A 20,580-nucleotide genomic window follows, 5' to 3' on the forward strand; every position below is an offset into this window, starting at 1 on the left:
CACCTATAAGCACAACTTTTGATATCATCGCAATTAACAATTTTCCATATGGACTGGTCACCTCTAGACAAAGGGTAAGGCAAGGTTGCCCAAGGAGCTTGAAATGGTTAGCGAAACTGAGACTATTGAGCCGCCAAGACTCGGAGAACCCTATCTCCTGACGCCCGGGCCACTGACAACATCTTATGCCGTGAAAGAGGCCATGCTGCGCGACTGGGGCAGTTGGGATGACGAGTTTCGCGCAATGACACGCAAGATGCGAACGCAGTTGCTCGCGCTTCTGGGTTCCGGCAAGTCCGAGTACGATTGTGTGCCCATTCAAGGCTCAGGTTCGTATTGTGTTGAGGCAATGCTTGGATCCTTTGTGCCAAAAGACGGCAAAGTGCTGGTTTTGGCCAACGGTGCTTACGGTCTGCGCGCCGCTCAAACGATGGAGTGCCTCGGCCGTGCATTCAAACTGCTTGATAAGGGTGACTATCTACCACCACGCGGTGATGAAGTTGCGGCCATCCTCGCTGATGATTCGGCGATCACCCATGTTTTGATCATTCACTGTGAAACCAGCTCCGGGATTTTGAACCCTGTCGAGGAAATTGCAGATGTTGCTCACGCTGCCGGACGGAAAGTGTTGATTGATAGCATGTCTGCCTTCGGGGCAGTTCCCTTGGACGTAGAGCGAACCAAATATGCGGCAATGGTGTCTTCGGCCAATAAATGCATCGAAGGTGTTCCGGGTTTCGGTTTTGTGATCGCGCGAACCGATGAACTGGAGGCTGCTAAAGGTAACAGCCATTCGTTGTCGCTTGATGTTCACGCTCAATGGGCCGCGATGGAAAAAACCGGCCAATGGCGGTTTACGCCACCGACCCATGTGGTCGCAGCCTTTCTTGCGGCGCTCGACGCCCACGAGAAAGAGGGAAGTGTGAAGGGGCGCGGGGCACGCTATACGAGAAATCGTGACGTGATGGTTGAGGGAATGCGTGAGTTGGGTTTTGAAACCCTACTTGCCGACCGCTGGCTAAGCCCGATTATTGTTACATTCTTCTGCCCTGCCAGCCCTGCGTTTGAGTTTCAGAAATTCTATGAATTGATGAAAGAACGTGGATTTATCATCTACCCGGGAAAACTTACGGTTGTGGATAGTTTCCGCATTGGCTGTATTGGCCAAATGGACGAGCACGTCATGCGCAAGGTGGTCGAGGCCGCTGCGCAGGCCCTTGCTGAAATGGGTGTAAATGATGCCTCGCCGCCCCAAGCGGCACTTGATGAACGCAAAAAACTAGCTGCATAGCGCAGAAGGAAAAACTGATGCCAATTACAAAAACTGTCGTCGCGAATGACCGCACTTATGCAACGCCCAAAACCTGTGCCATTGCAATTTGTCTAGACGGGTGTGAACCAGAGTATCTGGAAAAAGCCATCGCCGATGGCCTGATGCCAACGCTGAAGCGCATGCGTGAGACAGGCACTGATCGGCTTGCCCATTCTGTTATTCCATCCTTTACCAATCCCAACAATCTGTCGATTGCAACCGGCCGTCCGCCATCTGTGCACGGAATCTGCGGCAACTATCTATACGAGCCCGAGACGGGCGAAGAAGTTATGATGAACGATGTCCGTTTCCTGCGGGCCCCTACGATTTTCAGCAAGTTCTACGAAGCTGGTGCGCGGGTCGCCGTTGTGACTGCGAAAGACAAACTGCGCGCCCTTTTGGGGGCTGGTTTGAAGTTTGACGACGACCGGGCAAAGTGTTTCTCGGCGGAACGGTCTGACACGTCAACCAAGGCTGAACACGGCCAAGATGCCGCCAGCAAATGGTTGGGTATGGCACAACCAGAGGTTTATTCCGCCGAACTTTCCGAGTTTGTTTTCGCCGCGGGTGTGAAGCTGCTGAAAGAGTGGAAGCCGGACGTGATGTATCTGACTACCACCGACTATGTGCAGCACAAATATTCCCCCGACCAAGCAGAAGCAAAATCGTTCTACGAGATGTTTGACAAGTATCTGACAGAGCTGGACGCACTTGGCGCCGCGATTGTCGTGACTGCCGATCACGGGATGAAGCCGAAGCACGACGCGAACGGCGACCCACAGGTCATTTACGTACAAGATTTGCTTGATCAATGGCTCGGTGAGGCCGCTGCCCGGGTGATCCTGCCGATCACCGACCCCTATGTGGTGCACCATGGTGCGCTTGGCGGTTTTGGCACAGCCTATCTGCCAGAAGGTACAGACCAAGCCGACATCATTGCCCGTTTGGCTGCCCGTCCTGAAATTCTCGAAGTGATGGACAAAGCCGAAGCAGTCCGCCGTTTCGAATTGCCCGGTGACCGCATTGGTGACATCGTGATGATCTCGACCGAGAATATGACAATCGGGACTTCTGCCCACCGCCATGACCTTGCTGCGCTGAACGAACCACTGCGCAGCCATGGTGGCCTGACAGAACAAGAGGTGCCGTTTATCTGCAACCGTGTACTCGACTTGCCGTCGGCACCTGTGTTGCGCAATTTCGACGCGTTCTTTTATGCGGCTCAAGCCGCAGCGATGGAAAAGGTAGAAGCATGACCACTACGGACAAAATCGACATACGCCATGAAGGCATGCGCATCGGCGGGGAAATCGTGTTTACCGATGATGTTGTAGAGGTGAAGTATCCGTACACCGACGAAGTGATTGGCACAGTTCCGGCAGGCAAAGCTGAACATGCTGCAAAAGCATTTGAAATTGCAGCAAATTACAAGCCTAAGCTCAGCCGTTATGAGCGTAGTCAAATCCTGCAACGCGCAGGTGAGCTGATTGGTGAGAGGCGGGAATATCTGGCCAAGTGGCTGACGCTTGAGCTTGGCATCTGCCATCAGCACGCAATTTACGAGACCAAACGCGCGCAGGACGTTTATCAATTTGCCGCCAGTCAGGCGATGAATGATGACGGCGAGATATTCTCTTGCGACCTGACCCACAATGGCAAAGAGCGCAAGATTTACACCACCCGCGAGCCGGTGAAGGCGATCAGTGCGATCACTCCGTTCAACCACCCGCTTAATATGGTGAGCCATAAGATTGCGCCGTCCATTGCAACCAATAACTGCATGGTCTGCAAACCCACCGAACTGACGCCACTGACAGCGATTGCGCTTGCGGATATTCTCTATGAGGCAGGTTTGCCTCCAGAGATGTTCCAGATCGTCACGGGGATGCCGCAGGACATTGGCGACGAGATGATCACCAATGAAAACATTGATATCATCACCTTCACCGGCGGCGTGCCAGTTGGCAAAATTATCGCAAGCAAAGCCGGCTATAAACGCCAAGCGCTAGAACTGGGCGGTAATGACCCTTTGATTGTTTGCAACGACCTGACCGACGCCGACCTTGAGAAAGCCGCGACAATCGCGGTGGCTGGCGCGACTGGAAACTCTGGCCAGCGGTGCACAGCGATCAAGCGTATTCTTGTGCAGGAATCTGTTGCGGAAAAATTTGTTCCCATGGTGCTGGCGAAAGCCAAGAAGATCAAGTTTGGCGACCCGCAGGATCCTGAAACGGAACTGGGTTGCGTCATCCATGCGCAGGCCGCGGAACTTTTTGAAAATCGTGTTTATATGGCCGAGAAGCAGGGAGCCAAAATCCTGTACCACCCCGAGCGTCGAGGTGCACTCTTGCCTCCGATTGTTGTGGACCACGTCCCCCACGATAGCGAGTTGGTGATGGAGGAGACTTTCGGCCCGATCATCCCTATCGTTCGGGTGCCGGATAATGACGAAGAAGTCATGGCGATCTCCAACTCGACCGATTTCGGGCTTTCCTCAGGTGTTTGCACGAACGACCTGAACCGCGCGATTGCCTATATCAACGGTCTGGACGTCGGGACTTGCAACATTTGGGAACAACCGGGCTACCGCATCGAAATGTCCCCGTTTGGCGGCATCAAGGACAGTGGCAACGGTGTGAAGGAGGGCGTGATTGAAGCGATGAAATTCTTCACAAACGTCAAGACATACTCCCTGCCTTGGCCGGGCTAGGGCATACCTCTCCCTTAACTGCAGGGCCACGTTGGCCCTGCTTTTTTATTAGGACCGCAAATGCCCGCGACGATCCACACAGAAGGCGAGCCAAACACATCAGCAGCCCGCAAGGGTTGGTCATCGAAAGAAACCGATGCCGCGGCCATTGGCTTGTTGCAACGTGACGCCGACGCGTTTCTTCATCAGAGTCTATCCAGCCCTTGCGTCTCCACGATCGCAAAGGCGGAAGGCATCTGGATCGAAGATGTGGCCGGGCGACGCTTCATGGATTTCCATGGCAATTCAGTTCATCATATCGGCTACGGTCACCCTCGTTTGGTTGCCGCGATCAAGGATCAGCTGGACCAGCTTTCCTTCTCTCCACGGCGCTTTACCAATGACGTCTCCGTCGCGCTGGCCGAACGGCTGGAGAAGATCACGCCGGGAAATCTGGGCAAAACGCTATTTACCACCGGTGGATCTGACGCGAATGAAGTTGCTCTGCGTTTGGCACGGGCCGCAACAGGACGATTCAAAACGCTGAGCTTTTGGGATTCCTTTCATGGCGCGGGGTTTGGTGCAGCGTCGGTCGGTGGCGAGGCCACTTTCCGCAGCCATATTGCCGGCCCATTGCTTCCGGGTGCCGAACACGTCGCACCATTCCATTGCTATCACTGCGCCTACGGTCATTCGGGGCCGGAAAACTGCGGGTTGGCCTGCGCCAAGATGGTCGACTACGTCCTGCAACGCGAAGGGGATGTGGCCGCTGTCATAGCCGAGCCGATGCGCGCGGTTCCTGTGGTGCCTCCGGCGGGATATTGGAAATCAGTTCAAGAGGCCTGCCACCGTCACGGCACATTGCTGATCATGGATGAAATTCCGACGGGCCTTGGCAAAACAGGCGAGATGTTTGCGTTTCAGCATGACGACTTTATTCCTGATATTGTCACGCTTGGAAAAGCGCTTGGCGGGGGCATTTTGCCGATAGCCGCAGTCGTGGCGCGACGTGATCTGGATGTGGCGGGTGACTTTGCGATCGGCCACTACACTCACGAGAAAAACCCCGTGACGGCACGGGCCGCCTTAACGACACTGGATATCATCGAGGACGAAGGGCTCGTCGAATGTGCCGCCACGCTTGGCACCCACGCACAAGATCGTTTGCGTGAAGCCTTGGGCGCCCATCCCAATGTCGGTGATATCAGGGGACGAGGCTTGATGTTTGGCATCGAGATCGTATCAGACAAAGACACCCGCACGCCGGCGCCTGAACTGGCTGAACAGATCTATTATTCCTGCCTGTCGAACGGTCTGAGTTTCAAGATCAGCGCGGGAAACGTGCTAACGCTTTCACCGCCGTTGACGATTTCCCGCAATGATTTGGACGAGGCGCTCAGCATTGTCGAAAATGCGGTGCAGGGTTGCAAACCTTGAGCCTGAGCATCTTCCTCATTGTCATCTTCGCTGCGTTTCTCCACGCATTATGGAATGCCATCGTAAAGGGCGCAGGTGACAGGACGATCGTGCTGGGCCTTGTCGCTGCGGGGCATGTTATCCCGGGATTTGCGCTTTTGGCGTTTAGCGCAGCCCCATCCTCGGCCGCGATTCCATATATTGTTGCCTCGACGGTCATTCACTGGGGGTATTACGCGCTGTTGAGCATCGCGTACCGGACCGGAGATTTGAGCATCGTTTATCCTATCGCGCGTGGCCTTTCTCCCGTGTTGATTGCCGTTGGCGCATTGATTTGGGTGGGCGAAGAGCTGCCTTTGGTTGTTTGGCTGGGTGTTCTCGCGGTCTCTGCAGGCATCCTGCTTTTGGCGCGAGGTGTTTTCACGTCTGGCATTTCCCGTGCCGGGCTGGTCGCATCCGTCGGTGTCGCCGTTGTTATTGCAAGCTATTCCATCGTGGATGGAGTTGGAGTCCGCGTCTCGGGCAGTCCGACGGGCTACATCGGTTGGTTATTCGTGTCCGAACTCTTCGTCGTGGTATTCGTTTTCACAAGCCGATGGGAGAGACTTCAGAATATGTCTGGCCGCGCCATTGCGATTGGTCTTTTTGGCGGGGTCGTTTCTGGGGCGGCTTACGGGCTGGTTCTATACGCAAAAACGCAAGCCCCGTTGGGTGTCGTTTCAGCTTTGCGTGAAACATCCGTAATCTTTGCTGCGCTGATGGGCGTGTTTTGGTTCTCCGAAGGCCCCCGTCGCGATCGTTTGCTCGCTGCTCTAATCGTGGGCCTGGGCATCGCGACAATCGCTGGGGTGAATGTCTAACAATGATCATTATCTCATTCATTGTTGAGTTGATGGGCGCCACAATGCTGCTGCTGTTTGCGGTACGCATGGTGAGGACCGGTATTGAGCGCGCCTTTGGGTCGTCTTTCAAGCGTGTCGTCACCGAGAACCGCAACCGTGTGAGCGCCGGTGCAACGGGCCTTGTGCTTGCCATTATCTTGCAAAGCTCCGCTGCGGTGGCGTTGTTGGTCGCCGGATTTTCCGCGACCGGCGCGATTTCGTTCGGTGTCGGCTTGTCCGTCGTGTTGGGGGCAGACCTTGGATCAGCACTTTTGATTCAGGTGTTCTCTTTCGATCTGGCGTGGTTGGTCCCAGTTCTACTGGCGGTCGGCGGCGGTCTTTTTGTCAAGTCAGAGCAACGCAAGCTTCGCCAAGCGGGCCGAATAATACTTGGCATTGCCTTCATTCTGATTTCGCTCCGGTACCTTCGAGAAACGATGGACCCCATTCGCGACAGCACTTTCTTGCCAGTAATTGCAGACTATCTTGCGACGGATTTCCTGACGGCATTTATCGTCGGGGCCTTATTGGCTTTCTTGATGCATTCGAGTGTAGCGGTCATCTTGATGTGTGTGACGCTGGTCTCGATTGGCGCGATCCCGGTTGCTGCTGGCGTGTCTTTGGTGCTTGGTGCCAATCTGGGCAGCGCTATCATTCCTGTGTGGCTCAGTCGGGGAATGAAAAACGCGGCAAGGCGGGTTCCAGTGGCGAATTTGGCGGTGCGCGGGAGCGGTGCCCTGATTGCCCTGTATGTGATCAACAAGTTTGGCCTTTTGCAATATTTCGGATCTGAGACCTCCGCACAGACGTTAATCAACACACACATATTGTTTAACGCGCTTCTGTTGATGGTATTGATCTTTGCGCACAGGCTGGAACGCCCTTTTTTGAAATTTCTGCCTGACGACCTTCCTACCGCAGAAGAACAATCTCCGCTCTATAAAACGACGCTTGACGAAGCCGTTCTGGACAAGCCGCATCTGGCGATCACGAACCTCAAGCGTGAAGTGTTGCGCATGATCCAATTGGTCGAGACCATGGTGACTCCGGTTATGGATATCTACACAAAGTATGATCCTGACCGGGCCCGCATGGTTCTATCGCAAGATACTTTCGTGAACACGGCATTGGACGATGTTCGGCGCTATGCAGCGACGCTGCAAAACACGGGCCTTTCCAAGCAGGAAAATAAACGGGTTCGCGAAATCACCGAATATGCGATTGCTGTGGAAACTGCGGGGGACATCGTGGCAAAACGCATGATCCCCCTCGCGAAAGAGATGTACGAAAAGGGCATCCGGTTTTCCCAAGACGGGGCCTCAGAAATTACAAATATGCATGAGCGGACCAAAGCGAACTTGCTGCTGGCCTCTAACCTTCTCGTTTCCGATGATCTTGAAAGTGCGCGCTTGCTGTTGGAGGAAAAACAGGAAATGGCGCGGCTGGAGCGTAAAAGTCGCAAGCGCCATTTGAAGCGTCTGAGCGAAGGGGTCCAGATCAGTTTCGACTCCAGCGACATTCATCTTGAAACCGTCGGCGCGTTGCGTGACTTTAACAGCCACATAGCCTCGGCTGCTTATCCGCTCCTTCACAGGGGCGGCCAGCTGCTTGAAACACGCCTGATTGAGCAGGACTATGATGACCTTGACGTGCGTCAGCGTTAGGCTGTTGTTTTCCACCTGATCAGCGGAACGATAGGAAAAGCCACCGATGTTGGCGACAGAGCGACACGCGATTATTCTTGAGCGGCTTGACCAAAAGCCGACGGTCTCTATCCGGGCACTGACAGAACAGCTTGGCGTGTCGCGTGAAACGGTTCGCAAAGACATCGAGCTTCTGGCCCAACATAAAAAGCTTGAAAAGATACGCGGCGGCGCGACCAAGATCCGCACCAGCGAACTGCCCATAACCCGCAGGTCCAAGCTGAATATTCAGGGCAAGTCCCTGATCGCCCAGTTTCTAGCGTCGCAAATTCCAAACGGAGCTTCGCTATTCTTGGACAACGGGTCGTCCGTACTCGCCCTGGCCAAAGCCCTGACACATCATAGCGGCCTGATCGTCTATACCAATGATCTTAAAGTTGCTGAGGTGATCGCCCAAGCAACAGCCGAGCTGGTGATCATTGGTGGCAAAGTCGATGTGACCGAAATGGCCGTACAGGGTGTTGAGGCGCTGGAAAGCGTCGCGCGATACCGCGCAGATTTTGCCATCGTGAGCGCGGGTGGCCTTAGCCCGTCAGCGTTTTTGACCGACTTCAGCCGCGAGGCGTCCAGCATGCGCCACCTGATGCTGTCCCAATCACAACATCCGATTATGGTGGCCGATAGCCAAAAATTTGGTGTCGTCGGGCATGTAGTATTTCAAGCACCTCCGAAGTCGACACGTATCGTGACGGATATTGCGCCAGATGATGATATCCGGCGCGCGATATCGCAACGAGGATATCGGCTTGATATCGCTTCCGAGGCGTAGATTTAGTTTGCCAAGTTTTGCAAAGTAACGCAATCTAATGCAAAGCGAATTTGCATTGGAGAGTTGGCATGGCCAAAACTGAACTTCCCGAAAGAGCGCAATATGTAATCGTGGGCGGCGGCATCGTCGGGTGCTCTGTTGCTTATCATCTTGCAAAAATGGGCCATAACGATGTGGTGCTGCTTGAACAGGGGCAGTTGAGTTGCGGAACCACATGGCATGCCGCCGGATTGGTCGGCCAACTGCGCAGCCAACCTGCCATGACGAATCTGATCCGCTATTCGACACAACTCTACGCCGACCTTGAGGCAGAGACAGGGCTTGCAACGGGTTGGATGCAATGCGGGTCAGTCACGGTAGCGCGTTCCGAAGATCGCATGACGATGTTGATGCGCACGGCGGCAGCGGCCCGCGCGCAAGGTGTTGATGTTGACGTTCTCACTCCGCAGCAAGCACAAGAAAAGTGGCCGGTCATGCAGGTGGATGACCTCAAAGGTGGCATATGGATGCCCGGTGATGGCAAGGCCAACCCCACCGATTTGACCCAATCCCTTGCCAAAGGTGCCAGAATGCGCGGCGCAAAGGTGATTGAGGGGATCAAAGTCACGGATATTCTGACGAAGGAGGGCAGGGTAACCGGCGTCGAGACAGATCAGGGTCGGATCGAGGCTGAAATTGTGGTGAATTGTGCGGGCCAATGGGCACGCCGCCTTGGCCTGATGTGCGGTGTAAACGTGCCCCTTCATTCGGCAGAACACATGTATATCGTGACCGAAACAATGAAAGGCGTGAATCCCGACCTTCCGGTTTTGCGCGATCCCGATGGCTTCGTTTACTTCAAAGAAGAGACCGGCGGGCTGGTCATGGGCGGGTTTGAACCAGAGGCGAAGCCCTGGGGTATGGATGGTATTCCTGACAAATTTGAATTCTCGTTGTTGCCGGATGATTGGGACCAGTTCGAAATTTTGCTCGAAAATGCCCTGATCCGGGTTCCGGAAATGGAAACCACAGGCGTGCGGAAATTCTACAATGGCCCCGAAAGCTTTACCCCTGACAATAACTACCTGCTTGGCGAAGCGCCTGAACTGAAGAACTTCTTCGTCGGAGCCGGCTTCAACTCGATGGGGATCGCGAGTGCCGGCGGGGCAGGCCGCGCCCTTGCCGAGTGGATCGTGCAAGGAGAGCCCACATCGGACCTCTTTGCCGTCGACATTCGCCGCTTTGCTGATTTCAACAATAACCCGACCTGGCTTCATGACCGCGTCAAAGAAACGCTGGGATTGCACTATGCGATGCCATGGCCCAATCGCGAGTTGGACACTGCACGGCCCTTCCGCCGTTCCGCACTTTATGATCGGCTAGCTGCGAAGAATGCAGTGTTCGGATCCAAGATGGGTTGGGAGCGGGCAAACTGGTTCGCGCCGGAGGGCACCGCGGCTGAAACCAATTACAGCTTCGGTCGCCAGAATTGGCATGACGCAGTGGCCGCAGAACACAAGGCGACGCGCGAAGATGTTGCCGTGTTTGACCAAAGCTCTTTTGCCAAACTGCTTGTTCAAGGGCGGGATGCTTGCGCGGAACTCAACAGAATTTGCGCGGCCAACATTGACGTGGCTATCGGCGGCACAGTTTACACGGGCCTTTTGAATGCACGGGGCGGGTATGAGAGCGACCTGACTGTTTTGCGGCTAAAAGAGCAGGAGTTCTTGTTGATTACCGGATCGGCGCAGGCCGTCCGAGATGCTAACTGGATCGAAAAGAACTTCTCGGCAGATGCCCATGTTTTTCTGACTGACGTGACGGCGGCTTGGTCCGTCTTGGCCGTCATGGGGCCTAAATCACGCCAAGTCCTTCAAAAACTCACCAAGGCCAACCTGTCCAACGCTGCATTCCCGTTTGGCACTGTTCAGAAGATTGACTTGGGCTACGCCACCGTCTGGGCCAACCGCATGACATATGTTGGCGAGCTTGGATGGGAGTTGATTGTTCCGGTTGAGTTCACTGTCGGGGTCTACGAAGACTTGAAGCGGGCAGGGCAGGATCATGGCATTGTTGACGCTGGGTATTACGCGCTTGATGGCTTGCGCCTTGAAAAGGGCTTCCGCGCTTGGAGCCGTGAGTTGACGCCCGACATAACGCCTTTGCAAGCCGGACTCAGCTTTGCTGTCGATTTCGAAAAGCCTGGTGGTTTCATCGGAAGGGAGGCACTTGTTGCCGCGAAGGCAGATCCCGATCACCTTAACAAGCGGATCATTCAGCTGGTCGTCAAGGATGAAGAAGTTCAACTTTGGGGCGGTGAAGCGGTCCTGTGCGATGGCGTGGAGATAGGTGAGGTGCGCTCCGCCGGATACGGGCACACGCTGGGAGCGGCCGTCGCGCTATGCGAGATCAATGCGGCCGAACCGGTGAAGGCGGAATTTATCAAGAGCCATTCATTTGAAGTTGATGTGGCGGGGAAACGGTGTGCCGCTACGGCTCATCTTCGTACGCCTTACGATCCGAAATCAGAACGAGTCCGCGCGGAGGGCTAAATGGTGCGAAGTTGGTCAATGGTTAAGTGCCAACCGCTGACACATCAACGTAGCATAAGGATTTTAACACTCAGAACGGTAGCGCAGCCCTCCGTTCTAAAAGCACGGCTTCGGGCACTCTTTATGCATAAGCAATTCCTATGCGTTCAAAGGAAATATCAATTTGGCTTGTTAATGAATTCTGCGAGTGTAAAGTGATATCGCCGAAAGCACATAAGAATGTCTTCGGTTAATCCGATGGGAGGATACAACACATGACTATACTGAAAAAAACTATGACAAGCGTCGCTGCTCTTGCGATCAGCGCCACTGCCGCTTTCGCCGAGGCGGAATTGACGGTTTACACAGCGATCGAGGCCGAAGATCTGGCCCGCTACGCGGAGACGTTCAACGCGAGCCATCCGGACATCAAGATCAATTGGGTCCGCGATTCAACCGGCGTTATCACCGCAAAACTGCTGGCGGAACGGGATAACCCACAGGCCGATGTTGTCTGGGGGCTGGCTGCAACATCGCTGCTGCTGCTCAAATCCGAAGGGATGCTGGAAGCATATGCGCCTGCTGGCGTCGAAAAGCTTGATCCGAAATTCGTCGACAAGGATGAAACTCCTGCGTGGGTCGGCATGGACGCGTGGGTCGCATCTGTCTGCTATAACACCGTGGAAGCAGAGAAACTTGGCTTGACCCCGCCAACGTCGTGGAAAGACCTTACGGACGCCCAATACAAGGGCCACGTGATCATGCCCAACCCTGCATCGTCAGGCACAGGTTTTCTTGACGTGTCCAGCTGGTTGCAGATTTTCGGTGAAGATGATGGCTGGGCCTTCATGGACGGACTTCACGAGAACATTGCGCGGTATACGCATTCTGGTTCAGCACCCTGTAAACTTGCCGCTTCGGGTGAAATTCCCATCGGTGTTTCCTTCGCATTCCGCGGAGCAAAATCCAAAGCTGCTGGGGCGCCCCTAGAAATCATCGTACCTTCAGAAGGTGTGGGCTGGGATATGGAAGCCACTGCCATCGTGGCTGGTACCGACGATCTGGAAGCCGCGCAGAAGTTGGTTGACTTCACGATCACGAAAGAAGCCAACGAAATGTACAATGTCGGTTACGCGGTTGTGGCGTATCCGGGCATCGCCAAACCGGTTGAGCATTTCCCAACAAACCTGTTGGACGCCATGATCGACAACGATTTCGAGTTCGCAGCGAACAATCGGGCTGCAATCTTGAAGGAATGGGCAAGCCGCTATGATGGCAAGTCTGATCCTAAGTAAGCGATCTTAACTAATGAAGGGTGCCAGAGAAGGCGCCCTTCGCTCCCATAAGCTTCAACTTCCCCCTTTCCAGACGACAGGTTCCTTTCGCGGAATTTGTTTAGCTCAGCAAAAAGGATCTTTGCCCGTGCCTTTTGACGGATCAGAACCCTATCTCAAAATTGAAAACCTCTGGAAAGCTTTCGGAAAATTCCTCGCACTCAAGGACGTCTCGCTTGAGATCCATGAAGGTGAGTTGATTTGCTTCTTGGGGCCATCGGGCTGCGGCAAGACAACATTGCTGCGTGCTATCGCGGGACTGGACCTGCAGACCAAAGGCAGTGTGCATCAAGGCGGCAAGGATGTCTCAAACCTCCCGCCCTCTGAACGTGATTTCGGGATTGTATTTCAATCCTATGCGCTGTTCCCGAACCTGACGATTGAAAAGAATGTGGCGTTCGGACTTGAGAATACCGGGCGATCAAAGGTCGAGATAACTGATCGCGTATCCGAGCTTCTCGCGATGGTAGGGCTTGCCGACCAAAGCAAAAAATATCCGGCGCAATTGTCCGGCGGGCAACAACAGCGGATTGCTTTGGCGCGCGCAATCGCGACCAACCCCGGACTGCTGCTGCTTGATGAGCCGCTTTCAGCGCTTGATGCAAAGGTACGCGTCTATCTGCGCCACGAGATCAAGGAACTGCAACGCAAACTCGGTGTGACGACAGTTATGGTGACACATGATCAGGAAGAGGCCCTTGCGATGGCCGACCGTATCGTGGTCATGAAAGATGGTGTGATAGAGCAGGTTGGGACACCGACCGAAATTTATAGCACCCCCAAAACACTGTTCGTGGCCGATTTTATCGGTGAAATGAACCAGATTCCGGCGACGGCGGGTCCAAGTGGTGCCGTTAGCTTTGGCAATGGAACGATGAAGTCCCTGTCACATAACTTCCCTGAGGGTCACCCGATTATCGCAGCTATTCGCCCTGAAGACGTTATTCCTCACGGAGATGAGGCGCATGTACTCGGGTCTGACGACGTGGTCGAAACCGAGGAGAACGCCCTTGAAGTCGTTGTGAGCGAGATGGAATTCCTCGGATCGTTCTGGCGCTGCCGGTTACAACACAAGCGTTTCGGCGAGAGTGAGTTAATCGCAGATTTCTCGATCAACGCCGTGCGCAGGCTTAGCCTCGCCGAGGGCGGAACGATGACTGTGGAACTTCCAAAGAACCGTTTGATGGCTTTTGAGCGACCGGAGGCGGTGGAATGACCGACGCGACCCAGCACAACCTTCCCCCCGGCCCAATCATCAAGGGGAAGCTCTCTCGCGATGACATCATCATGCGCGGCAGCATGGTCGTAATCGGCTTGTACCTGCTAATAACGATGGTGTTCCCCCTTTATGCAATGTTGTCGAAATCCTTTTCGACGTTTCAATTCGACCTGTCCTCTTACGAGGTTCAGGTCAGTGACGAAACCGGGACCACATTTTCGAACCCGATCTCCTTGAACGACCTCAATGAGCAGCTGAAGGTTTTGGAAGACAGCGACATGATCGCAGGGTCTGACGGTCGACTTGGGGTGACCCAGTTCTTTCCTGACTTCAGCTTCCGGAGCCCCGTCAAATACCGCATCCGCAACACCACCGATGAAGGCCGGTTTCTGGTCGGGTCCACGCTGACTGACAGTACTGATTGGGTCGAATTGGACAGCAATACCTTTCGACGCGTCCAGCTTCGGCCCGTCAAATCCATCGGGTTCGGAAACTTTCAATCCTACTTCGACACACCTGCGCTTTCAAATTCGATCAAGAACTCGGTTCTGATCGCCACCATCAGCACAATTGTCACAGTGACGCTTGCGTTCTGGTTTGCATTCGCTTTGAGCAGATCCTGCATGCGCTTCAAGGGGTTATTTCGGCTGATAGCGATGGCCCCGATCCTGGTGCCGTCGTTGTTGCCGGGCATCGCGCTGGTGTATCTGTTTGGCAACCAAGGCATGCTGAAGGAACTTCTGTTCGGGGCCAGCATCTACGGCCCGATTGGCATCGTCATCGGATCAGTGTTCTTCACCTTCCCACATGCGTTTCTGATTATATCGACGGCCTTGGCGATCTCGGACGGACGGCTTTACGAAGCTGCGACCTCGCTGCGTGCGACGCCGTGGCGGACCTTCTGGACTGTGACTATTCCCGGCGCGCGGTATGGTTTGGTCTCGGCGGCATTCGTGGTTTTCAACCTTGTCATTACCGACTTCGGCCTGCCCAAAGTCATTGGCGGACAGTTCAATGTGTTGGCGGTGGATATCTACAAACAGGTTATCGGTCAGCAGAATTTTGAGATGGGCGCCGTGGTGTCGGTGGTCCTAGTTCTGCCCGCGATCCTTGCGTTTGCAATTGACCGCTTTGTCCAAAGCAAGCAGGTCGCGCTGCTTTCGGCCCGGTCGGTTCCTTATCAGCCAAAACCAAACAAAAAGGCCGATTGGATTCTGTTCAGCTATGCGAGCCTCATTGGCATTTTCATCATTGGGATGCTTGCTGTTTGCCAGTTCGCCGCGTTGGTAAAGTTTTGGCCGTATGACCTGAGCTTTAGCCTGAATAACTACCAATTCGACCGCATGGACGGCGGTGGTTGGGGGGCGTATTACAACTCGATCAAACTGGGACTACTTACCGCGATTGTCGGTACTGCGATAATCTTTTTCGGGGCGTACCTCGTCGAGAAATCCAATGGGTTTAGGACCGGCCGCGCGATTTTTCAGATGTTTGCAATGCTGCCTATGGCCATTCCCGGGATGGTTCTGGGGCTTGCCTACATTTTCTTCTTCAACAATCCCGCCAATCCGCTGCACGCGATCTACGGGACGATGGCGATCCTTGTCGTGTGCACGGTGACCCACTTTTATACTGTGTCGCATCTTACGGCGACGACGGCGCTCCAGCAGATGGATCGGGAGTTTGAATCGGTTTCAGCTTCGCTCAAGCAGCCGACGCTTAAGCTATTTGGTCGGGTAACTGTTCCTGTCTGCCTGCCGTCAATTCTTGATATTTCCATCTACTTGTTTGTAAACGCGATGACGACGGTTTCTGCTGTTGTGTTTCTTTACTCACCGACAACGTCTCTCGCATCAATTGCGGTTCTGAACATGGACGACGCCGGTGATATTGCTCCGGCCGCGGCGATGGGGATGATGATTTTCTATACGAATGCTGGCGCGCGGATATTTCACTTAATTGCCTCGCGCGGAATTCTTAGCCGCACTCAGGCTTGGCGAAATCGATAGGTGAGGTATCCGTTCGCCAAAAAGGGGCTAGGGTTAGATTCGCCGAAATCGTTTCTTTCGAGCACCTGAAAGTGACACCGCGCAAATGCCTTTGCCCAGAACCGCGATCTGATGGCCGAAGCCGCTGGCCGTGTTGTTCCTGACTGTTGTGCGCATTTTGCCGATCTGGCTGTCGCTATTGGGAACCGGCCTTGCCTTGCGGGAAAACTGTTTCTGGGCTGGTTCGGGCCAAGAGGTTTGGCCTTTATCCTATTTACCCTGATCATGATGGACGAATTCGACTTTCCCGGCGAACAGGAACTGCTCGCCTGTGTCTCAATGACAGTCTTCTTGTCGATCATGCTGCACGGCTAATATCGCAGTGCGGTGTAACAATATAGCGATAGCCAGGCAGACGTGGTTGGGTGCCATATCATTGCCTCGCAAAGTGACTTAGATTATTCCATTATCACAATGATGCTTCCCTTTGACGGGTTCAAACCATCGCCAGAACAGTTTCGGGATTACTACAGATCAAATACCAAGAAGCCTTTTTGCACCGCCTACATCGATCCAAAATTGAGTAAAATCAGACAGCAATTCGGTCGATATTATGAGCCCGCGAAACCCTAGCCGAACTTCCGGCGCGAGGCCAAAAAACACAGCGTGTCGTTGAACGTGAACAGGTGAGTGCTTCAAACTGGTTGGTCGCAGAGTCACATGGGATTTGCCAACTCAGAAAACCTTCTGGATCCTGCACGACAGATAGAATCCATGCCCGACACGGCAGTCGCTATGCAAGCGCGTGGAAACTGGATTTCGAATTCGCAAGCGAAGCCAGGTTGCTTGCGCAAGATCAGGAATTGGGTGTTGAAAAGGGATTGATCCCTGAAAAATTCTGAGGCTGCATCGAGAATTCTAAACCCGAAAAAAAATCTTGCCCGAATCCCCCAACTTGAACAGATTGCAGGCGTTGGGCTGACGATGGCGTCGTCATTGCACATGGTGCACCCCTGAGTTTTCGTCCTGAACGCCGGGATCTTGCTTAGCCGCTGCTGCGGAGAGGAAGGATCTTTTCCTTCATTCTCTCTCGGTTTGCGGAACGAAGGAGTACCAAATGGACCGTCCACAAAGCTACCGGTTTCACCAGGGAGAGAGAGTTCTTCCTTTCGCTGATGCGGAATACGAGGCGCGCCTGACCAAGCTGCGCGCCACGATGGCTGCAGAAGATGTAGATGCCTGCGTGTTCACCTCAATGCACAACATCGCCTATTATTCCGGCTTCTTGTATTGTTCCTTCGGGCGGCCTTACGCCTTGGTCGTGACTGCCGACGCAAACGTGACATTCAGCGCGGGCATTGATGCAGCACAACCGTGGCGCCGTGGGTATGGCGACAACATCACCTATACCGACTGGCAGCGGAACAACTACTGGCGCGCTATTCAGTCTGTCACCGGATCGGGCAAAACCATCGGATATGAAGGGGATCACATCAGTCTTGCGCAAAAGGCGCTACTGGATGAGTTCCTGAGCCCGAAATCATCCAAAGACATTGCACCCGCAACAATGATCCAGCGGATGCACAAGTCCAAGGCAGAGATTGATCTGATCCGCGCCGGTGCAAATGTCGCCGATGTCGGCGGCTACGCTATAAAGGACGCCATCAAAGCGGGCGTGCGTGAGATCGACGTTGCCATGGCAGGCCGTGATGCGATGGAACTGGAAATTGCCAAACGCTTTCCTGACGCCGAGTACCGCGACACTTGGGTGTGGTTCCAATCAGGGATTAACACCGATGGGGCTCATAATCCGGTGACATCGCGCAAGCTGGAGCGGGGGGATATCCTCAGCCTCAACACCTTTCCGATGATTTCGGGCTACTACACTGCGTTGGAGCGGACCCTGTTTGTCGAAGAAGTCGATCCGGCAAGCCTGAAAATTTGGGAGGCCAACGTGGCCGCCCATGAATACGGAATGAGCCTGCTCAAGCCCGGTGCAAGCTGCGCGGAGGTGACCGAGAAAATCAACACCTTCTTTGCGGAGCGTGATTTGCTGCAATACCGCACATTTGGATATGGGCATTCCTTCGGCGTACTCTCACACTACTACGGCCGTGAAGCTGGGCTGGAATTGCGCGAGGATATCGACACGGTGTTGGAGCCGGGCATGGTAATCTCCATGGAGCCAATGCTGACGATCGCCGATGGCCAACCTGGGGCAGGGGGATATCGAGAGCATGATATTCTGGTCATTACCGAGGACGGAAACGACAATATCACGGGCTATCCTTACGGTCCTGACTTTAATGTCGTTGGCTAAAAATGCTCTCAGGGAAAGGCTTTACGGCCTTTCTCTGGAATTCCGGTTGTGTTCTGGACCTTGAGCAGACAGGATTGCCGAAATTCGACAAACTCGCGTGTCGTGCGTGAGACGTCATTTGGGGGAAATGGTCTCGATGGTTGAAGATAAGTCCGCATTCGTAGCTTTTGAACGCGTTCAGAAAAGCTATGACGGGGAAAACTTGGTCGTAAAGGACCTCAATCTGTCCATGCCCAAGGGCGAATTTCTAACAATGCTTGGCCCATCAGGATCGGGCAAAACCACCTGCCTAATGATGTTGGCAGGGTTCGAGACAGCCACCCACGGGGATATTTTGCTTGATGGTGTTTCGATCAACAATATCCCGCCGCACAAGCGTGGCATTGGTATGGTGTTCCAGAACTATGCGCTGTTCCCGCATATGACCGTCGCTGAAAACCTGTCCTTTCCACTGGAAGTTCGCAAAACCGGCAAGTCCGAGCGCGAAGAGAAAGTGAAGCGGGCCTTGGACATGGTCCAGATGGGCGATTTCGCAGGACGCCGCCCCGCACAGCTTTCGGGTGGTCAGCAGCAGCGGATTGCACTGTCACGTGCTTTGGTGTTCGAGCCGGAACTGGTCTTGATGGACGAGCCCTTGGGCGCCCTCGACAAGCAGCTTCGGGAAACATTGCAGTTTGAGATTACGAACCTTGCCCATGAGCTGGGGATCACCACGGTTTACGTCACCCACGACCAGACCGAGGCATTGACCATGTCTGACCGGGTCGCGGTTTTTGATGACGGACGTATCCAGCAACTGGCCCCGCCAGACGAGCTTTACGAGAAGCCGCAGAACAGCTTCGTCGCGCAATTCATTGGTGAAAACAACACCTTGGATGGCGTTGTTCAAGAGATCAAAGGCGATACCTGCATTGTGAAATTGGACAGCGGTGACATCATCGACGCTGTCCCTGTCAACGTCACAAAGGTCGGGGAGCGCACGAGAGTTTCGATCCGACCCGAACGCGTGGAATTCAATCGGGATCGCTTGCACGACGACGCCCACACGCTGAAAGCCGAAGTGCTTGAGTTCATATATATGGGTGATATTTTCAGAACACGGTTGCGCGTCGCTGGCACGGACGAGTTTGTGATCAAGACACGTAACGCACCCGATCAAGCCCGTCTAAAGCCGGGTCAAACGATCGAAATTGGCTGGATGCCTGAAGATTGCCGGGCGCTCGACGCCTGATGCATGCGGTGGAGCGGTCGCCCGGAACGCTCCAACCTTCGACAAAAGACCGGGCAAACACTGGGAGAAATACATGAAAACGACACTGAAACTGATGGCTACATCTTGCCTGACGCTGACGGCCTCAATGGCCTTTGCTGACGGGCATATGGCCAATGAAATGACGATCGTAAGCTGGGGCGGCGCGTATTCCAACTCGCAGCAAAAAGCTTATCACGAACCCTATATGGAGAATACCGGCGTCAATATCATCAACGATGAAAGCTCTGCCGAAGCCGTGGCGAAGCTGCGTGCGATGAACGAAGCGGGCAACGTGACGTGGGATGTGGTCGATGTTGTTGCATCTGATGCGATCCGCCTGTGCGACGAAGGTCTGGCGTTGGAAATTGACGCTGACACGCAACTGGCAGATGGCGATGACGGATCCAAAGCTTCGGACGATTTTGGCGACTTGCTGGTCTCCGAATGCTTCATTCCGCAGATCGTTTATTCGACCACAGTTGGTTACCGCACGGATCTTGTGGGTGACACTGCTCCTACCGACATCTGTGCGATCTTCGACACCGATGCATATCCGGGCAAACGCTCGCTCGAAAAGCGTCCGATCAACAACATGGAATGGGCGTTGCTGTGTGACGGCGTCGCCAAGGACGCAGTCTATGACGTTCTGGAAACCGAAGAAGGTCAGGCTCAAGCCTTTGCCAAGCTCGATACTATCAAAGACGATGTTATCTGGTGGTCGGCCGGTGCCGATACGCCGCAGCTTCTGGCTGATGGAGAAGTCGTCATGGGCTCGACCTACAATGGTCGTCTGTTCAGCTTGATCGAAGAGCAAAAGCAGCCCGTTGCAATGCTTTGGGACGCGCAGGTGTTCGACCTCGACGGCTGGATCATCCCCGCAGGCCTGACCCCAGAGCGCGAAGCGCGTGCGCTGGATTACGTCAAGTTCGCAACGGATACACAGCGTTTGGCGGATCAGTCCAAGTACATCGCTTACGGTCCTGCACGTGCGTCTTCTGCACCGCTGGTCGGCAAGCACGCTGACTTGGGTATCGAGATGGCACCACATATGCCAACCGATCCAAACAACGCCAAGAACACCTTCTTGTATAACTACGAGTGGTGGGCTGATTACCGTGATGATCTGGACGCAAAATTCCAGGCATGGTTGTCTAAATAAAATGATTGTTATGGGGCGCGACCGTGTG

General features: G+C 54.2%; 15 protein-coding genes. All 15 read left to right on the forward strand.

The features are described from left to right. The first annotated feature begins 103 nt into the window (after window positions 1-103). Complete coding sequence (locus BDE40_RS03075; protein ID WP_134012716.1) at window positions 104-1,291, forward strand: 2-aminoethylphosphonate--pyruvate transaminase; 1,188 nt, start codon at window positions 104-106, stop codon at window positions 1,289-1,291. A gap of 17 nt (window positions 1,292-1,308) precedes the next feature. Further along, complete coding sequence (phnA, locus tag BDE40_RS03080) at window positions 1,309-2,568, forward strand: phosphonoacetate hydrolase (protein ID WP_134012718.1); 1,260 nt, start codon at window positions 1,309-1,311, stop codon at window positions 2,566-2,568. Then, window positions 2,565-4,022, forward strand: coding sequence for a phosphonoacetaldehyde dehydrogenase (gene phnY, locus BDE40_RS03085; RefSeq protein WP_134012720.1), 1,458 nt, complete (start codon window positions 2,565-2,567; stop codon window positions 4,020-4,022). The genes phnA and phnY overlap by 4 nt, the downstream gene beginning before the upstream one ends. A 60-nt stretch (window positions 4,023-4,082) precedes the next feature. Further along, on the forward strand, window positions 4,083-5,438 hold the full coding sequence (gene pbfA, locus BDE40_RS03090) for a (R)-1-hydroxy-2-aminoethylphosphonate ammonia-lyase (protein ID WP_134012722.1): 1,356 nt from the start codon (window positions 4,083-4,085) through the stop codon (window positions 5,436-5,438). Beyond that, window positions 5,435-6,277: a DMT family transporter gene (locus BDE40_RS03095; protein WP_134012724.1), complete on the forward strand. Its 843-nt coding sequence runs from the start codon at window positions 5,435-5,437 to the stop codon at window positions 6,275-6,277. Before pbfA ends, BDE40_RS03095 begins: the two co-directional genes overlap by 4 nt. Window positions 6,278-6,279: 2 nt before the next feature. Then, the gene (locus BDE40_RS03100) at window positions 6,280-7,962 is read left to right on the forward strand and encodes a Na/Pi cotransporter family protein (protein WP_134012726.1); all 1,683 of its coding nucleotides are present in this window, start codon (window positions 6,280-6,282) and stop codon (window positions 7,960-7,962) included. Window positions 7,963-8,008: 46 nt separating this feature from the next. Continuing rightward, complete coding sequence (locus BDE40_RS03105) at window positions 8,009-8,770, forward strand: DeoR/GlpR family DNA-binding transcription regulator (RefSeq protein WP_134012728.1); 762 nt, start codon at window positions 8,009-8,011, stop codon at window positions 8,768-8,770. 68 nt (window positions 8,771-8,838) lie between these two features. After that, on the forward strand, window positions 8,839-11,301 hold the full coding sequence (locus BDE40_RS03110) for a GcvT family protein (protein WP_134012730.1): 2,463 nt from the start codon (window positions 8,839-8,841) through the stop codon (window positions 11,299-11,301). 254 nt (window positions 11,302-11,555) lie between these two features. Beyond that, window positions 11,556-12,575, forward strand: a complete 1,020-nt coding sequence (locus tag BDE40_RS03115; RefSeq protein WP_134012732.1) for a putative 2-aminoethylphosphonate ABC transporter substrate-binding protein — start codon at window positions 11,556-11,558, stop codon at window positions 12,573-12,575. A 127-nt stretch (window positions 12,576-12,702) separates the two neighbouring features. Next, on the forward strand, window positions 12,703-13,830 hold the full coding sequence (locus BDE40_RS03120; protein ID WP_246030341.1) for a putative 2-aminoethylphosphonate ABC transporter ATP-binding protein: 1,128 nt from the start codon (window positions 12,703-12,705) through the stop codon (window positions 13,828-13,830). After that, complete coding sequence (locus BDE40_RS03125; RefSeq protein WP_134012736.1) at window positions 13,827-15,842, forward strand: putative 2-aminoethylphosphonate ABC transporter permease subunit; 2,016 nt, start codon at window positions 13,827-13,829, stop codon at window positions 15,840-15,842. The genes BDE40_RS03120 and BDE40_RS03125 overlap by 4 nt, the downstream gene beginning before the upstream one ends. Window positions 15,843-15,953: 111 nt before the next feature. Further along, window positions 15,954-16,196 (forward strand): hypothetical protein, encoded by a 243-nt coding sequence (locus tag BDE40_RS03130; RefSeq protein ID WP_246030342.1) that lies wholly within the window; start codon window positions 15,954-15,956, stop codon window positions 16,194-16,196. A 742-nt stretch (window positions 16,197-16,938) separates the two neighbouring features. Continuing rightward, window positions 16,939-18,141: a M24 family metallopeptidase gene (locus BDE40_RS03135; protein WP_134012738.1), complete on the forward strand. Its 1,203-nt coding sequence runs from the start codon at window positions 16,939-16,941 to the stop codon at window positions 18,139-18,141. Between the two features lie 136 nt (window positions 18,142-18,277). After that, window positions 18,278-19,372 carry an ABC transporter ATP-binding protein gene (locus tag BDE40_RS03140; RefSeq protein ID WP_134013749.1) on the forward strand — a complete coding sequence of 365 codons (1,095 nt, stop codon included), beginning with the start codon at window positions 18,278-18,280 and terminating at the stop codon, window positions 19,370-19,372. A gap of 73 nt (window positions 19,373-19,445) precedes the next feature. Then, complete coding sequence (locus BDE40_RS03145) at window positions 19,446-20,552, forward strand: extracellular solute-binding protein (protein WP_134012740.1); 1,107 nt, start codon at window positions 19,446-19,448, stop codon at window positions 20,550-20,552. The last annotated feature ends 28 nt before the right edge of the window (window positions 20,553-20,580 follow it).

This window comes from Litoreibacter halocynthiae (assembly GCF_004365635.1).
GTDB classification, from domain to species: Bacteria; Pseudomonadota; Alphaproteobacteria; order Rhodobacterales; family Rhodobacteraceae; genus Litoreibacter; species Litoreibacter halocynthiae.